Raw genomic sequence first — 15432 nt, forward strand, 5'->3', positions numbered from 1 at the left:
GGGGGCCGTGGAAGCGGGGCGGCGGGGGCCGGGCGGGCGCGGTGGTGCGGGCCCTGAGCCGGGCCGGGGTGCCGGGCCTCGGGACGGGCCAGGGCTGGAGGTCCGGCCCGGCCGCCGGGGCGAGGCGCGGGGCCCGGCCGCAGGGGCGAGGCGCGGGCCCGGCCCGGGGGCACCGGCCGGGTGCCGCGTCCCGGGGCGCTCCGCCGCAGGTCAGCGGCTCAGGCCGCCGCTCCCCGTACAGGCTTCAGGCCACCGCCCCGTCCGCCGTTCAGTCCGCCGTTCAGTCCGCCGCGACGAACGTGCGGGCCGCCTTGTCGTGCCAGCACTGGCGCCAGGGCTTGTCGAAGAGGCACCAGACCGCGTCGAGCACCCCGACGATCAGGAAGCCGAGCACGCCGAGGACCAGCCAGCGCTTGATCAGGGCCATCAGCTCGGGGGTGTCGTGGCTCTCGATGTCCACGACCCGCACCCCGCACACCTTCTTGCCCAGGCTGCGGCCCCACTTGAGGGTCGGCAGCAGCTCGATCAGCCCGCCGCCGATCACCACCGCCGCGAGCACCGTGAGGAACAGCGGCGCCGTCCCGCCGTCGAGCAGATAGACCGTCACCTCACGGCCGGACTCCTTGGCCGCGGCGATCTTCGCGTCGATGTGGTCCACCGCACCGCCCCACAGCGGCAGCGCGACGAGGACCGTCAGTACCGCGACGAGCGCCAGATCGATCAGGCGGGCGGCCAGCCGGCGGCCGAGCGCCGCCGGATGCGCCTGCTCGGTGGCGAACGGGTCGGCGGTCGGCGGCTTCCACGGGATGACGCCGTCGTCACCACCCGCACCGCCCGGGAACGGGAAACCGCCCCCGGCACCCGGACCGGGCTGCGGACCGGCCTGCGGCGGCACCGCTCCCGGGCCGGGCGCGGGCGGCGCCTGCGGCGGGTTGAACGGCGCCTGCCGGGGGTGCGGGTGCTGCGGATGCGGCGGGTAGGCCGGTCCGCCCGCGCCCGCGCCGGGCATCGACTGCGGTCCGCTCGGCGCCGGAACGCCCGGCCCGCCGGGACCTGGCCGGGCGGCGGGCGGGGCGGGAGCGGCGGGCAGCAGCTGGCCGCCGGCCGGTGCCTGCCCCGCGGGACCGCCCTGCGCCCCGGCGCCCTGGCCCGCGGCCGGGCCGGGCCGCTGGGGCAGCCGGATCGCCATCGTGCCGCCGTCCTTGGGCGCCGGGCCGTCGCCCGGCCGCACTGCACGGATCGCGGTGGTGCCCTGGTCACGGGCGGGCGGACGGACCGCGCGGATGGCGACCGTGCCGTCCGGACGCGCGGGCCGCTCCGGCTCCTCGTCCCGCGGCCCGGACTCCGCGTCGCCGCCGCCACGCTCCCGCGGCGGCGGCACCGCGCCCGCGGACTCCTCCGTGGACGCGTCGGGCGCGCCCCACGAGACGGGGCCGGCTGCGCCGGTACCGCCCTGCTGTGCGGCGTCGGCCCGCCAGGCGGAGGCGGGCGCGGGCCCGCTGCCGTGCAGCCGGGCCGGATCGTCCCAGGAGAGCGGGGCCTCGCCACCCGCGCCCGGGGCGGCGGTCGAGTCGTCGAGGAAGACCGGGCCGGTCTCCTCCGCCGCCGGGACGGCGGGTGGCGCGGCCGCCGGGGCGGGGGCCGGAGCGGGTACGGCGCCCGGCGGCGGTGCGGGCATCGCCTCGCCCTCGGCCGGGGCCGGCCGGCTGGTGCCCGGGACCCACGCGGCCCCGTCCCAGTACCGGATGTAGCCGGGGATGGACGGGTCCGGGTAATACCCTCCAACGGGTACGTTTCCACTGCTACCGGGGGATTCCGCCACTGTCCCCAACTCCCCTCACGTCCCACGCCTGTGCTCGCTGCGCCGCCTGCCTCCGGATGGCCCCCGGCCGCGCCGCGCGCGGGACGGGGCCGCTTCCGGGGCCCTCGGCGTGACCGTCCGCCGCGCCCCGGCTGCCGCGGGGGCACCGTGCTCGGCGTCGATCGTCCACGGAGGAGGTTAACGAAGAACGGCGGGGCGGCAGAGCGGGAGGCGAACGGGCGGCCGGAGCCTCGAACGCGGGCCCGAGACATCCGGTGGGGACATCCCCGGACGAACCCGTGCGCTCCGCCGCCCGGACGCGCCGCACCGGTCCCGTAAGGGCCGTTCCGTACCGGTCGGCCGGATGCGCGGAACCACCTGGACGGAGGCGGCGAAAAAATCCGCGAAGAATTTTCCGGAAGTGGCGTAAGGATCCGTGTGCCTGCGGCCTCTCTCCTTGTGCGGGCGGAAAGACACGGGGCCCGTACAGCGAAGCGGAGAGGTGGAAAACCGATGCACAGCGTGGTGGAGCGAGAGTTGGAACTGGGTCTGGTCGTCTCCCCGGAGCAGAGCGTTCCGGTGCCGGCCCGGCTGGCCTACCGCACCGACGACCCGTACGCGGTCCACATCACCTTCCACATCGGCTCGGACGCGCCCGTCAACTGGACGTTCGCGCGCGAACTGCTGGTCGAGGGCGTGTTCCGGCCCTGCGGTCACGGCGATGTGCGGGTGTGGCCGACGAAGGTGGACGGCCGGAGCCTGGTCTGTATGGCGCTCAGCTCGCCGGACGGGGACGCGCTCCTGGAGGCGCCCGCCGCGGCGGTGTCGGCGTGGCTGGAGCGCACCCTGCGGGTCGTCCCCCCGGGCTCGGAGCAGGAGCACCTCGGCATGGACAAAGGGCTGAGCGAACTGCTGGCGATGGCGACCGGCGACGCGCCCTGGGCCGGCGAGCCGTGGCCGTCCGACGAGACCCCGGACGCGGGTGCGTGAGCGTGCCGGACGCCGTGCCGGGCGCCGGATCACCGATCCCCCGCCCGGCACCTGGCACCCCGCACCCCCGGCCCGCTCCCGGGTCAGCCGCGGTACGCCTCCAGCAGCCGCAGCCAGACCTCGCTGATCGTCGGGTAGGCGGGCACGGCGTGCCAGAGGCGTTCGAGGGGGATCTCGGCGGCCACCGCGAGGGTCGCCGAGTGCAGCAGTTCACCGACCCCGGGGCCGACGAAGGTGGCGCCGATGACGGTCTCGCGGTCCAGGTCGACGACCATCCGGGCCTGCCCGCGGTAGCCGTCGGCGTAGAGGGCGGCGCCGGCGACGGCGCCGAGGTCCACGTCGACGGCGCGGACCCGGTGCCCGGCGCGCTCCGCCTCGGCCAGGCTCAGGCCCACCGCCGCGGCCTCCGGGTCGCTGAAGACGACCTGCGGGACGGCGACGTGGTCGGCGGTGGCGGCGTGCGCGCCCCAGCGGTCGGTCTCCAGGAGGGGGACGCCCCGGGCCCGTGCGGCGAGGGCGGCTCCGGCGATCCGGGCCTGGTACTTGCCCTGGTGGGTGAGGAGCGCGCGGTGATTGACGTCGCCGACGCCGTAGAGCCAGTCGTTGTCCGCGAGGTCGGTGACGCGGCAGGTGTCGTCGACGGTCAGCCAGGAGCCCGGGGTGAGGCCGACGGTCTCCAGACCGAGGTCGTCGGTGCGCGGGGCGCGGCCGGTGGCGATCAGCAGCTCGTCGGCGACGATCTCGTCGCCGGTGTCCAGTTCCACGGTGACCGGTCCGCCCGGCGCCTCCCGGCGCACCCGGGTGACGCCCGTCCCGGTCCGCAGCAGTACGCCCGCCTCGGCCAGCGACGCGGCGACCAGCTGCCCGGCGAACGGCTCCATCCGGGGCAGCAGCCCCTCCCCCCGTACGACGAGGGTGACCGCGGCGCCCAGGGCGCGCCAGGCGGTGGCCATCTCGACGCCGACGACACCGCCGCCGACGATGACCAGCCGGCCCGGTACGGACGCGGCGCTGGTGGCCTCGCGGCTGGTCCAGGGCGCGGCGTCGGCGAGCCCTGGGATGGGCGGCAGGACGGCGCGGCTGCCGGTGCAGAGGGCGACGGCGTGCCGGGCGTGCAGCGTCCGCTCCCCGTCCACGACGACTTTCCGCGGACCGGCCAGCCGGCCCTGACCGCGGACCAGCGGTACCCCGACCGACTCCAGCCAGCGGACCTGGCCGTCGTCCTTCCAGTGTGAGGCGAAGGCGTCGCGGTGGGCGAGGACCGCTTCGGCGTCGAGGGGGCCGGCGACCGCGTCCTTGAGGCCGGGCACCCGGCGGGCCTCGGAGCGGGCGGTGACCGGGCGCAGCAGCGCCTTGCTCGGCATACAGGCCCAGTAGGAGCATTCGCCGCCGACGCGTTCGCTCTCGACGATGACGGCGCTCAGCCCGGCGGCGTGCGCCCGGTCGGCAACGTTCTCGCCGGTGGGGCCGGCGCCCACCACGATCACGTCGTACGTCTCACCGTCTGCGGTCGCTGCGCTGGCTGGCATCGGCTGCTCGCTCCCTGAGTAGCGCGGCGGCCGGGCGGGGCCCGGCCGGTACGGTCACCGCCGCGCGGAAGGCGGCGGGCAGTTCCCATCGTGCGTCCGGGGCGGCGGGGCCGCATCCGGCGGTGCGGCGCGCCCGGTGGCGTACGGGGCGGGGACGCGGCGCCCGGACCGTACGGCGGTGGCGGGCCCGGTCCCGCGTCAGAACAGCTTCCCGGGGTTGAGCAGTCCCAGCGGGTCGAAGGCTTGCTTGATGGAGCGGTGCAGTTCCAGGCCGACGGGGCCCAGTTCGCGGGCGAGCCACTCCTTCTTCAGGACGCCGACGCCGTGTTCGCCGGTGATCGTGCCGCCCAGTTCGAGGCCGAGCGCCATGATCTTGTCGAAGGAGGCGCGGGCGCGGCGGGACTCGTCCGCGTCGGCGGGGTCGAAGCAGACGGTGGGGTGGGTGTTGCCGTCCCCGGCGTGCGCGCAGACGCCGATGGTCAGGTCGTACTCGGCGGCGATGGCGGCGGTGCCGCGAAGCATCGCGGCCAGCTGCGAGCGGGGGACGCAGACGTCGTCGATCATCGTGGCGGAGCGGACGCGTTCCAGAGCGAGGAGGGTGACGCGGCGGGCCTGGAGCAGCAGTTCCGACTCGGCCTCGGTGTCGGCGGGGACCACTTCGGTGGCGCCCGCGGCGGTGCACAGCGCGCCGAGGGCGGCGAGGTCGGCGGCGGCGTCGGGGGTGTCGAAGGCGGCGAGCAGCAGCGCCTCGGTGGTGTCGGGCAGGCCCATGTGCGTGTAGTCGTTGACGGCGCGGACGCAGGTGCGGTCCATCAGCTCCAGCAGCGACGGGGTGTGCCCCTCGGCCATGATCGCGCAGACGGCCGCGCAGGCGGCCTCGGTGGAGGGGAACTCCGCGGCGAGCGCCAGCTGCCGCGGCGGTTTCGGCTTCAGGGCGAGGACGGCGCGGACGACGACACCGAGGGTGCCCTCGGAGCCGACGAAGAGGCGGGTGAGGTCGTAGCCGGCGACGCCCTTGGCGGTGCGGCGGCCGGTCGACAGCAGCCGGCCGTCGGCGAGGACGACGTCGAGGCCGAGGACGTACTCGGCGGTGACGCCGTACTTCACGCAGCACAGGCCGCCGGAGGCGGTGCCGATGTTGCCGCCGATGGAGCACTCCTCCCAGCTGGAGGGGTCCGGCGGGTAGTACAGGCCGTGTTCGTTCACCGCGCGGGAGAGGACGGCGTTGACGACGCCCGGTTCGACGACGGCGGTGCGGTCGACGGGGTTGATCTCCAGGATGCGGTCCATCTTGACGAGTGAGAGGACCAGGCAGCCGTCGGTGGCGTTGGCGGCGCCGGACAGGCCGGTACGGGCGCCCTGCGGGACGACCGGGACGCGCAGCGCGGTGGCGGTCCGCATGACGTGCTGGACCTCTTCGGTGGTGCGCGGCAGGACGACCGCGGCGGGGCGCCCGGCGTCGCAGAAGCCCGCCATGTCCCGGGCGTAGGCGCCGGTGACGTCCGGGTCGGTGAGGATCGCTTCGTCGGGGAGGCCGGCGCGCAGCTGTGCGAGAAGGTCCATGGCGTCAGCGTCGCATCCGCGGGGGCCGTACGGAAGATCACGACGGGGGCGGAACCCGGCCGTTCGCACCGGCGGCGGCCGGGCCCCGCGGCGGGCGTGCCGCGGCGGCCCGCCACCCCGTCGGACGGGGCGGGCGGGCCGGACGCGGCCGGGCGCCGGCCGGTTCGGCGCGGGGAAGCTCCCGGCGGCGCCGCGGTGTGCGGGCCGGCGGCCCGGGGCCGCCGGCCGGGCGGTCAGAGGTTGCCGCGGCGCTCCTGCTCGCGCTCGATCGCCTCGAAGAGGGCCTTGAAGTTGCCCTTGCCGAAGCCCATCGAGCCGTGCCGTTCGATCATCTCGAAGAAGACGGTCGGCTTGTCCTGGACCGGCTTGGTGAAGATCTGCAGCAGATAGCCGTCCTCGTCGCGGTCGACGAGGATCTTCAGCTCGCGCAGCGTCTCGACGGGCACCCGGGTCTCACCGGCCCATTCGCCGAGGGTGTCGTAGTACGAGTCGGGGGTGTCGAGGAACTCCACGCCCGCCTCGCGCATGGCGCGGACACTGGCGACGATGTCGTTGGTGGCGAGCGCGATGTGCTGGACGCCGGGGCCGCCGTAGAACTCCAGGTACTCGTCGATCTGCGACTTCTTCTTGGCGATGGCCGGCTCGTTGAGCGGGAACTTCACCTTGCGGGTGCCGTCGGCGACGACCTTCGACATGAGCGCGGAGTACTCGGTGGCGATGTCGTCGCCGACGAACTCCTTCATGTTGGTGAAGCCCATGACGTTGTTGTAGAAGGCCACCCACTCGTTCATTTTGCCGAGTTCGACATTGCCGACGCAGTGGTCGATGGCCTGGAAGCGGCGCGGTCCGGTGGCGACGAGCGGCTTCGCGTCGACGTAGCCCGGCAGGTACGGGCCGGTGTAGTCGCGGCGCTCGACGAGGGTGTGCCGGGTCTCGCCGTAGGTGGCGATGGCGGCGCGGACGACGGTGCCGTGCTCGTCCTTCGTCTCGTAGGGCTCCTCGATGCCGGTGGCGCCGTGGGCGGTGGCGTAGGCGTACGCGGCGCGGGCGTCGGGGACCTCGATGGCGAGGTCGACGACGCCGTCACCGTGGGCGGCGACGTGGTCGGCGAGGAAGCGGCCCCAGGCGGAGGACGGCTTGATCACGGAGGTGAAGACGAACCGGGCGCCGCCGGATTCGAGCACGTAACTGGCGGTCTCACGGCTGCCGTTCTCCGGTCCGGAGTAGGCGACGCGGGTCATGCCGAAGGCGGTGGCGTAGTAGTGCGCGGCCTGCTTGGCGTTGCCGACGGCGAAGACGACCGCGTCCATCCCCTTGACCGGGAAGGGGTCCGCCTGTCGGGCCGTGCCGGGGGTGGGCTGAGTGTGCATCGTGTCTGCCATGGCCGCAGAGTCCCCCCGATCCACAAGGTGCGCAATAGTTCGCGCATCTGCTGGGCACTATGCCTAGCGGTTCGGGGGTTCGGCCGGGCTATCTGTACAGGATGACCATCGGTAACGGAGGGATGCGCGGTGGCGATCGATCATTTGGACGGGCGGCTCATCGAGCTGCTGGCGCGCGAGCCGCGGATCGGGGTGCTGGAGGCGTCGCGGCGGTTGGGCGTGGCGCGCGGCACCGTCCAGGCGCGGCTGGACCGGCTTCAGTCGAATGGAGTCATCCGGGGTTTCGGCCCGGAGGTGGACCCGGCGGCGCTCGGCTACCCGGTGACCGCATTTGCCACATTGGAGATCAAACAAGGCCAAGGAGCAGACGTACGTGCTCACTTGACGACCGTTCCTGAAGTGTTGGAGCTGCATACAACGACCGGACATGGGGACATGCTCTGCAGGCTCGTCGCACGCTCCAACGCCGATCTCCAACGGGTGATCGACCTGGTGGTCGGTTTTGATGGCATCGTGCGGGCCTCGACGGCGATCGTGATGGAAAATCCGGTCCCGCTGCGCATCATCCCTCTGGTGCAACAGGCGTCGGAGGACTGACGGAGGAGGGGGCCGGTGAGCTTCTGGGAGTACCTCGGCAGCCGTCACGCCCAGCTGCTGACCGACGCGGCGCAGCACGCCAGCGCGGTCTTCCAGTGCATGGTGGCCGCCACCGTCCTCGGCGTCGCGCTGGGCGTCGCGACGTACCGCAGCGAATGGGCCGGACACCTCGCGACCACCGCCACCTCGACGATCCTCACCGTCCCCTCACTCGCCCTGATCGGTCTGCTCATCCCGATCGTCGGCCTCGGCGTCGCCCCGACCGTCATCGCCCTGACGCTGTACGGACTGCTGCCCGTCGTCCGCAACGCCATCGTCGGACTGCGCGGGGTGGACGCCACGCTGGTGGACGCGGCGCGCGGCATCGGGATGTCCCGCACCGCCCGGCTGCTGCGGGTGGAGCTGCCGCTGGCCTGGCCGCCGATCCTCACCGGCATCCGGGTCGCCACCCAGATGCTGATGGGCATCGCCGCCATCGCCGCCTTCGCGTCCGGCCCCGGTCTCGGCAACGAGATCTTCCGCGGCATCTCGTCGCTGGGCAGCGCCAACGCCCTCAACCAGGTGCTCTCCGGCACGCTCGGGATCGTCGTCCTCGCCCTGCTCTTCGACGCCGCGTACGTCCTGATCGGACGGCTGACCATTCCCAGGGGGATCCGTGCCTGAGACGTCCGTGCCCACCGCCGAGGGGGCCGCCGCGCCCGCCGCCGTCTCCGGCGCCGGCATCCGGCTGGAGAACCTCACCAAGCACTACCCGGGCAGTCCGGCGCCCGCCGTGGACGACGTGACCATGGAGATCAACGCCGGTGAGCTGGTCGTCTTCGTCGGCCCTTCGGGGTGCGGCAAGTCCACCACGCTGAAGATGATCAACCGGCTGATCGAGCCGACGTCCGGCCGGATACGCATCGGCGACCGCGACGTCACCGGCATGGACCCGGTCAAACTGCGCCGCACCGTCGGCTACGCCATCCAGTCCTCGGGCCTCTTCCCGCACATGACCGTCGCCCAGAACATCGCCCTCGTCCCGAAGATGACCGGCTGGTCCAAGGCGCGGACGAAGGACCGGGTCGAGGAGATGCTCGACCTCGTCGGACTCGATCCCGGCGAGTTCCACGGGCGCTACCCTCGCCAGCTCTCCGGCGGACAGCAGCAGCGCGTCGGCGTCGCGCGGGCGCTCGCCGCCGACCCGCCGGTGCTGCTGATGGACGAGCCGTTCGGCGCCGTCGACCCGATCACCCGCGACCACCTCCAGGACGAACTGATCCGGCTCCAGCACGAGCTGCACAAGACGATCGTCTTCGTCACCCACGACTTCGACGAGGCGATCAAGCTCGGCGACCGGATCGCGGTGCTCCGCGAGCGCTCCCACATCGCCCAGTTCGACACCCCCGAGGCGATCCTCACCAACCCCACCGACGACTTCGTCTCCGGCTTCGTCGGCGCCGGCGCCGCCCTCAAACGCCTCAACCTCACCCGCGTCCGCGACGTCGGCGTCGTCGACTTCGCCACCGCCGGCGTCGACGACCCGCTGTCGTCCATCTTCGACCTGCTGCGCGACGGCGACACCAACGAGGTGCTCCTCCTCGACCGCCACCGCCGCCCGTACAAATGGCTGCGGCGCGGCGATCTGATGCGCGCCAAGGGGACGCTGGCGCGCGCCGGGACGCTGGTGCACGACACCGTCACCCGCGACGCGACGCTGCGCGACGCGCTGGAGGCGGTCCTCACCGACAACGCGGGCCGGGTCGCGGTCACCGGGCGGCGCGGCGAGTACATCGGCGTCGTCGACATGGAGACGCTGATGAACAACGTCCACGAACTGCTGGAGGCCGACCGCCTGGAGGCCGTCGAACACCGCCACCAGCTGGAGGAGGCGCGGGCCCGCCGCACCCGCATGGCCCAGGAGGGCGTGGGCGAGGGCGGCGCCGGAGCCCCGGCATGAGCCCCCGCGAGGAGCGCCGCGCCCCCCGCGACGAACGGCCGCCGGGCGAACACGAGGTCGGCGGGCTGGCGTTCCGCGACGAGATACCCGAACGGGAGGACGCCGCGCCCGCCACGGCGTCGGCGGCGCCGCCCCGGGGGCTGCGCCGGATCACCTGGCAGCAGGCGCTGGCCATGCCGCTGTTCCTGGCCGCCGCGCTCCTCGCCACCTGGCTGTGGTTCCGCGGCGCCCGCCTCGACTCCATCGCCCACCAGGCCGTCGACAACGGCAAGGTCGGCCTCGCGGTACGCCAGCACATCCAGCTCACCGCCGTCTCCACCTTCTTCGTGCTGATCATCGCGATCCCGCTGGGCATCGCGCTGACCCGCGCCCGGCTGCGCCGCGTGACGCCGTTCGCGGTCGCCGTCGCCAACCTCGGCCAGGCGGTGCCCGCCCTGGGCCTGCTGGTGCTGCTCGTCATCTGGCTGGGCATCGGCACGAAAGCCGCGATCATCGGCATGGTGGTCTACGCGGTGCTGCCGGTGCTCGCCAACACCATCGCCGGGCTGCGCGCCATCGACCCGACGCTGACGGAGGCGGCCCGCGGTATCGGCATGTCCGCGGCGGGCGTACTGGCCCGGGTCGAACTGCCGCTGGCCGTCCCGCTGATCCTCGCCGGGGTGCGGACCGCGCTGGTGCTGAACGTCGGCACCGCCACGCTCGCCACGTTCGGCGGGGGCGGCGGGCTCGGCGACCTGATCTCGGCCGGCATCATCACCCAGCGGATGCCGGTCCTCGTCCTCGGCTCCGTCCTGACCGTGGCGCTCGCGCTGCTGGTCGACTGGGTGGCCCAACTCGCCGAAGTGCTGCTGCGGCCGCACGGTCTGGAGGGAACCCGCTGATGGCACCGAGCCCCGGGCCGCGCCGCCGCCCGCGCCGCACCGCCCGCGCCGCCGCCCTGGCCGCCGTCCTCACCCTCCTCGGCGGCTGCGGCCTGGTCAGCGGCAGTCCGATGACCGACAACGTCCGCCCCGGCACCCTCGGCCGCGGTCTGCCCCTCAAGGGCGCCCAGCTGACCGTGACCTCCAAGGAGTTCACCGAGAACATCATCCTCGGCCAGATCATGGGCCTGGTCTTCGAGGCGGCCGGCGCCACCGTCATCGACAAGACCAACATCCAGGGCAGCATCGGCGCCCGCGAGGCGGTCCGCAGCGGCACCGCCGACGGCATGTACGAGTACACCGGCACCGGCTGGATCACCTACCTCGGCCACGAGACGCCGATCACCGACCCGCACCGGCAGTGGGTCGCGGTCCGCGACGCCGACCGCGCCAACGACCTCGTCTGGCTGCCGCCCGCCCGCCTCAACAACACCTACGCGTTCACCCTCAACCGCACCAACGCCCGCAAGTACGGTGTCACCACGCTCTCCGGCATGGCGGCGCTGCTGAAGAAGGACCCGGGCGCGGTCACCCTCTGCGTGGACAGCGAGTTCGCCGCCCGCAACGACGGACTGCCCGGCATGGCGAAGCGGTACGGCATGAAGCTCCCGCCCGGCAACATCCACAAGATGACCAGCGGCGTCGTCTACACCCAGACCGCCCAGGGCACCGCCTGCACCTTCGGCGAGGTCTACACCACCGACGGCCGCATCAAGGCGATGAACCTCACCGTCCTCGCCGACGACAAGCGCTTCTTCCCCAACTACAACGCGGCGCCCGAGATGTACGCCCCGACGATGAAGAAGTACCCGCAGATCGCCGGACTCCTGAACCCCGTCACCGAGGCGCTGGACAACGCCGTCGCCCAGAAGCTCAACGCCCAGGTCGACGTCGAGGGCAAGGACCCCCACGAGGTCGCCAAGGAGTGGCTGATCGCCAAGGGGTTCATCAAGGAGGGGTGAGAGGACGGCCGCCGGCCCCGGCCGTACGCCTCCCGGCCCGGCCGGGCTCACCGCACGGCCCCCCGCCCCGCCTCAGCAGCTCGGGACCGACCCGCCGCTCTTCAGCGCCTTGAGCGCGTCCAGCGCGCCCTTGAGGGTGGTGACGGGGATCAGCCGCATACCGTCGGGCCGCTCCGCGACCGCCTGGGAACACTCGCCCTTGGGGACGAGGAAGAGCCGGGCGCCGTCGCGGTGCGCCGCCCGCATCTTCAGCGGCACCCCGCCGACCGGGCCGACGCTCCCGTCGGTCTCGATGGTGCCGGTCCCGGCGATGGTCCGGCCGCCGGTCAGCTCGCCCCCGGCGCCGTCCCCGTCGAGCTTGTCGATGATCCCGAGGGCGAACATCATCCCGGCGCTCGGCCCGCCGATGTCCGCCAGCCGCAGGCTGACCTTCACGTCGCGGGCCGAACGGTGCAGCTGCCCCAGCGCGGCGCCGACCGCCGCGTCCTGCGACTCCTTCATCTCCTCGGCGTTGTGCCGCGCGACCTCCTCGGTGTTGTCACCCACCGGGTAGACCGACTCGGACGGCATCACCGCCTCGTCCGCGCGGAACCAGCCCCGGACCAGGTCCGGCAGGTGCACCGGGGCGTCCGGCCCGGTGGCGACGATCGCCGTCATCCGCAGCTGCCCGCTGGTCCGGCGGGTGTCGGCACCGGAGATGGTGATCACCGGTTTCCCCTTGTTGTCCCCGAGGACGTTCGCCGTCGGCCCCGGGTACGCCAGCGAGTACGGCAGCGGCGCGAGGGCGGCGGTCAGCAGCAGGGCGAGGACCAGGGCGGCACAGATCGTCAGGGCACGAGCGCGGGAGGACACCCCGCCACCCTAGAGGACCCCGGGCCGGGCACCGGCACCGCACGTCCGGCACGGGCACACCCCGCGGACGGCCCGGCGGCGCGCACCGCCCGGCCGGTTCAGCGCAGCGCCTCCGCGACCTCCCGCGCCGCGTCGACCACCCGCGGCCCGATCCGTTCGGAGACCGCGTCGGCGAGCATCACCACGCCCACACTGCCCTCGATGCCGCTGACGCCGAGCAGCGGGGCGGCGGCGCCGCTCGCGCCCGCCTCCAGCTCGCCGTGGGTCAGCGCCAGCCCGGCGTCCTGGACCCGGCCCTGCCGGGCCTTGAGGATCGCCCGCCCGGCGGCGCCGCGGTCCAGCGGATGCCGGAACCCGGCCCGGTACGCGACGTGGTAGTCCGTCCACGTCGGCTCCACGACGGCGACGGCCAGTGCCTCGGTACCGTCGACGAGGGTGAGGTGCGCGGTGGCGCCGATGTCCTCGGCGAGCGAGCGCAGCGCGGGCAGCGCCGCCTCCCGCACCAGCGGATGCACCTGCCGGCCCAGGCGCAGCACGCCCAGACCGACGCGGGCTCTGCCGCCGAGATCACGGCGGACCAGCGCGTGCTGCTCCAGCGTGGCCAGCAGACGGTAGACCACGGTGCGGTTGACCCCGAGCTTCTGGGACAGCTCGGTGACGGTCAGGCCGTGGTCGGTGTCGGCGAGCAGTTTGAGGACGCGCAGTCCCCGGTCGAGCGTCTGGGAGGTCTCCGCGGTCACGACGCCCCCTCCTGGTCGAGTGGCGGCATCATCGGCGCGGGGCGCTGCGGTCCCGGTGCAGCGCGCGCAAGAGGCCGCCGGCCGCATGCACCGGCTGCGCTCCGCGGCGGCGCTGCCACGGGGCGTGTGCGTGACGGGACAGTAGCGAGCTGGTCCGGTCAGCGGAAGTCCCCGTCCAGAATCCGGTCTTTCCCGTCCGGAATGTTCACTAAATTCCGACTGACCCGCGCGGGTAACTTTCCCTGTCCGCACCGCGGTTGGCGCAGTTCGCCCCCGCCCCGGCACCGTACGCGAGGAGGCGGTGCGCCCGGCACACCGCCTCCTCACCTCAGCTCCGCGGGCCGCGCCCGCTCACTTCATCCGGGTGGCCCACTCCCGGACCTTCTTGATCCGCTCGGTGAGCTGGCCGGCGGTGGCCTCCGCGCTCGGCGGGCCGCCGCAGACCCGGCGCAGCTCGGTGTGGACCACGCCGTGCGGTTTGCCGCTCTGGTGGACGTACGCGCCGACCAGCGTGTTCAGCTGCTTGCGCAGCTCCAGCATCTCCTTGTGGCTGACCACCGGGCGCCGCTCGGCGGGCAGCTCCAGCAGATCCGCCTCCTCGGCGGGCTTCTTCTTGGAGTGCGCGATCTGCCGCGCCTGCCGCTTCTGGAGCAGCATCTGCACCTGGTCCGGCTCCAGCAGCCCGGGGATGCCGAGGTAGTCCTGCTCCTCCTCGCTGCCCGCGTGCGCCTGCATGCCGAACTCGGCGCTGTTGTAGAGCACCCGGTCGAAGACCGCGTCCGACTCCAGCGCCTCGAACGAGAACTGCTCCTGCTCGCCGGTGTCCTCATCCTGGGCCTGGTTGGCCTCGTCCATCTCCTTCTCGGACTCGGCGTACGGATCCTCGTCCCCGTCCTTCTTCGGCTTGTCGAGCACATGGTCGCGCTCGACCTCCATCTCGTTCGCGAAGCCGAGAAGCGTCGGGACGGTCGGCAGGAACACCGACGCCGTCTCACCGCGCTTGCGGGACCGTACGAAACGGCCCACGGCCTGCGCGAAGAAGAGCGGGGTGGAGATCGTCGTGGCGTACACGCCGACGGCCAGGCGCGGGACGTCGACGCCCTCGGACACCATCCGGACCGCGACCATCCAGCGGTCGTCGGAGGCGGCGAAGTCGTCGATGCGCTGCGAGGCGCCGCTGTCGTCGGAGAGCACCAGCGTCGCGCCGCGCCCGGTGATCTCCCGGATCAGCTTGGCGTACGCCCGCGCCTGCTCCTGGTCGGAGGCGATGACCAGCGCCCCGGCGTCCGGGATGCTCTTACGGACCTCGCTCAGCCGCTGGTCGGCGGCGCGCAGCACGTTCGGCATCCAGTCGCCGCGCGGGTCCAGCGCGGTCCGCCACGCCTGCGAGACGGCGTCCTTGGTCATCGGCTCGCCGAGCCGCGCCGCGATCTCGTCACCCGCCTTCGTCCGCCAGCGCATGTTGCCGCTGTACGACATGAAGATCACCGGCCGGACGACGCCGTCGGCGAGGGCGTTGCCGTAGCCGTAGGTGTAGTCGGCGGACGAACGGCGGATGCCGTCGTTGCCCTCCTCGTACGTGACGAAGGGGATCGGGTTGGTGTCGGAGCGGAACGGCGTGCCGGTCAGCGCGAGCCGCCGGGTGGCCGGTTCGAACGCCTCCAGGCACGCCTCGCCCCACGACCTGGAGTCACCGGCGTGGTGGATCTCGTCGAGGATGACCAGCGTCTTGCGCTGCTCGATGCGGTTGCGGTGCAGCATCGGCCGGACGCCGACACCGGCGTACGTGATCGCGATGCCGTGGTACTCGCGGCCCAGCGGGCCCGCGCTGTACTCCGGGTCGAGCTTGATCCCGACCCGCGCGGCGGCCTCTGCCCACTGCTTCTTCAGGTGCTCGGTCGGGGCGACGACGGTCACCTGCTGCACGACGTGGTGGTGGAGCAGCCACGAGGCGAGGGTGAGCGCGAAGGTGGTCTTCCCGGCCCCGGGGGTCGCGACGGCGAGGAAGTCCCGGGGCTGGCTCTGGATGTACCGGTCCATGGCCGCCTGCTGCCAGGCGCGCAGCTTGTTCGCGGTACCCCAGGGGGCCCGGCCCGGGAAGGCCGGGGACAGGTGGTGATTGCTGGTGGCGCTGGTGGTGGTAGTCACGGTCTCCGT

13 protein-coding genes are annotated in these 15432 nt (G+C 73.5%); 6 read left to right on the forward strand and 7 right to left on the reverse strand.

Translation table 11 applies throughout. The features are described 5' to 3' along the window. Positions 1–280: 280 nt before the first annotated feature. Positions 281–1822: an RDD family protein gene (locus ACZ4M8_RS04920; protein ID WP_467603318.1), complete on the reverse strand. Its 1542-nt coding sequence runs from the start codon at positions 1820–1822 to the stop codon at positions 281–283. A 492-nt stretch (positions 1823–2314) separates the two neighbouring features. Here ACZ4M8_RS04920 and ACZ4M8_RS04925 point away from each other — a divergent pair, with 492 nt between their 5' ends. Beyond that, on the forward strand, positions 2315–2791 hold the full coding sequence (locus ACZ4M8_RS04925) for an SsgA family sporulation/cell division regulator (protein ID WP_399090340.1): 477 nt from the start codon (positions 2315–2317) through the stop codon (positions 2789–2791). Positions 2792–2874: 83 nt separating this feature from the next. Here ACZ4M8_RS04925 and ACZ4M8_RS04930 read toward each other — a convergent pair whose 3' ends face one another. The 3 genes from ACZ4M8_RS04930 to hppD all read right to left on the reverse strand — a co-directional run bounded on the left by ACZ4M8_RS04930 (position 2875) and on the right by hppD (position 7265). Continuing rightward, positions 2875–4320: a dihydrolipoyl dehydrogenase family protein gene (locus ACZ4M8_RS04930; protein WP_467603319.1), complete on the reverse strand. Its 1446-nt coding sequence runs from the start codon at positions 4318–4320 to the stop codon at positions 2875–2877. 198 nt (positions 4321–4518) lie between these two features. Continuing rightward, positions 4519–5883 carry an FAD-binding oxidoreductase gene (locus ACZ4M8_RS04935; protein ID WP_467603321.1) on the reverse strand — a complete coding sequence of 455 codons (1365 nt, stop codon included), beginning with the start codon at positions 5881–5883 and terminating at the stop codon, positions 4519–4521. 233 nt (positions 5884–6116) lie between these two features. After that, positions 6117–7265: a 4-hydroxyphenylpyruvate dioxygenase gene (gene hppD / locus ACZ4M8_RS04940; protein ID WP_467603322.1), complete on the reverse strand. Its 1149-nt coding sequence runs from the start codon at positions 7263–7265 to the stop codon at positions 6117–6119. Between the two features lie 129 nt (positions 7266–7394). Between hppD and ACZ4M8_RS04945 the strand changes: the two genes are divergently transcribed. Genes ACZ4M8_RS04945 through ACZ4M8_RS04965 form a run of 5 tightly spaced genes read left to right on the forward strand, consistent with a single transcriptional unit; the run spans position 7395 to position 11683 of the window. Next, positions 7395–7862 (forward strand): Lrp/AsnC family transcriptional regulator, encoded by a 468-nt coding sequence (locus ACZ4M8_RS04945; protein WP_399090328.1) that lies wholly within the window; start codon positions 7395–7397, stop codon positions 7860–7862. 15 nt (positions 7863–7877) lie between these two features. Continuing rightward, entirely contained in the window at positions 7878–8525 is a 648-nt protein-coding gene (locus tag ACZ4M8_RS04950; RefSeq protein ID WP_467603324.1) for an ABC transporter permease, read from the forward strand. Next, positions 8518–9801, forward strand: coding sequence for a betaine/proline/choline family ABC transporter ATP-binding protein (locus tag ACZ4M8_RS04955; RefSeq protein ID WP_467603326.1), 1284 nt, complete (start codon positions 8518–8520; stop codon positions 9799–9801). Before ACZ4M8_RS04950 ends, ACZ4M8_RS04955 begins: the two co-directional genes overlap by 8 nt. Next, complete coding sequence (locus tag ACZ4M8_RS04960; protein ID WP_467603327.1) at positions 9798–10682, forward strand: ABC transporter permease; 885 nt, start codon at positions 9798–9800, stop codon at positions 10680–10682. Before ACZ4M8_RS04955 ends, ACZ4M8_RS04960 begins: the two co-directional genes overlap by 4 nt. Further along, entirely contained in the window at positions 10682–11683 is a 1002-nt protein-coding gene (locus ACZ4M8_RS04965; protein WP_467603329.1) for a glycine betaine ABC transporter substrate-binding protein, read from the forward strand. Before ACZ4M8_RS04960 ends, ACZ4M8_RS04965 begins: the two co-directional genes overlap by 1 nt. A 72-nt stretch (positions 11684–11755) precedes the next feature. Here the strand turns inward: ACZ4M8_RS04965 and ACZ4M8_RS04970 are convergent, their stop codons facing one another. The 3 genes from ACZ4M8_RS04970 to ACZ4M8_RS04980 all read right to left on the reverse strand — a co-directional run bounded on the left by ACZ4M8_RS04970 (position 11756) and on the right by ACZ4M8_RS04980 (position 15423). Next, the gene (locus ACZ4M8_RS04970) at positions 11756–12535 is read right to left on the reverse strand and encodes a S16 family serine protease (RefSeq protein WP_467603330.1); all 780 of its coding nucleotides are present in this window, start codon (positions 12533–12535) and stop codon (positions 11756–11758) included. 98 nt (positions 12536–12633) lie between these two features. Next, positions 12634–13275 (reverse strand): IclR family transcriptional regulator, encoded by a 642-nt coding sequence (locus ACZ4M8_RS04975; RefSeq protein WP_399090309.1) that lies wholly within the window; start codon positions 13273–13275, stop codon positions 12634–12636. A gap of 351 nt (positions 13276–13626) precedes the next feature. After that, entirely contained in the window at positions 13627–15423 is a 1797-nt protein-coding gene (locus ACZ4M8_RS04980; protein ID WP_467603332.1) for a DEAD/DEAH box helicase, read from the reverse strand. Positions 15424–15432: the final 9 nt, after the last annotated feature.

This window comes from Streptomyces sp. NPDC027185, assembly GCF_055567035.1.

Bases quoted from the DNA above. Each gene is read 5' to 3' on its own strand.
- ACZ4M8_RS04925 (WP_399090340.1), top strand. From the start codon at position 2,315: ATGCACAGCGTGGTGGAGCGAGAGTTGGAACTGGGTCTGGTCGTCTCC.
- ACZ4M8_RS04930 (WP_467603319.1), bottom strand. From the start codon at position 4,320: ATGCCAGCCAGCGCAGCGACCGCAGACGGTGAGACGTACGACGTGATC.
- ACZ4M8_RS04935 (WP_467603321.1), bottom strand. From the start codon at position 5,883: ATGGACCTTCTCGCACAGCTGCGCGCCGGCCTCCCCGACGAAGCGATC.
- hppD (WP_467603322.1), bottom strand. From the start codon at position 7,265: ATGGCAGACACGATGCACACTCAGCCCACCCCCGGCACGGCCCGACAG.
- ACZ4M8_RS04960 (WP_467603327.1), top strand. From the start codon at position 9,798: ATGAGCCCCCGCGAGGAGCGCCGCGCCCCCCGCGACGAACGGCCGCCG.
- ACZ4M8_RS04965 (WP_467603329.1), top strand. From the start codon at position 10,682: ATGGCACCGAGCCCCGGGCCGCGCCGCCGCCCGCGCCGCACCGCCCGC.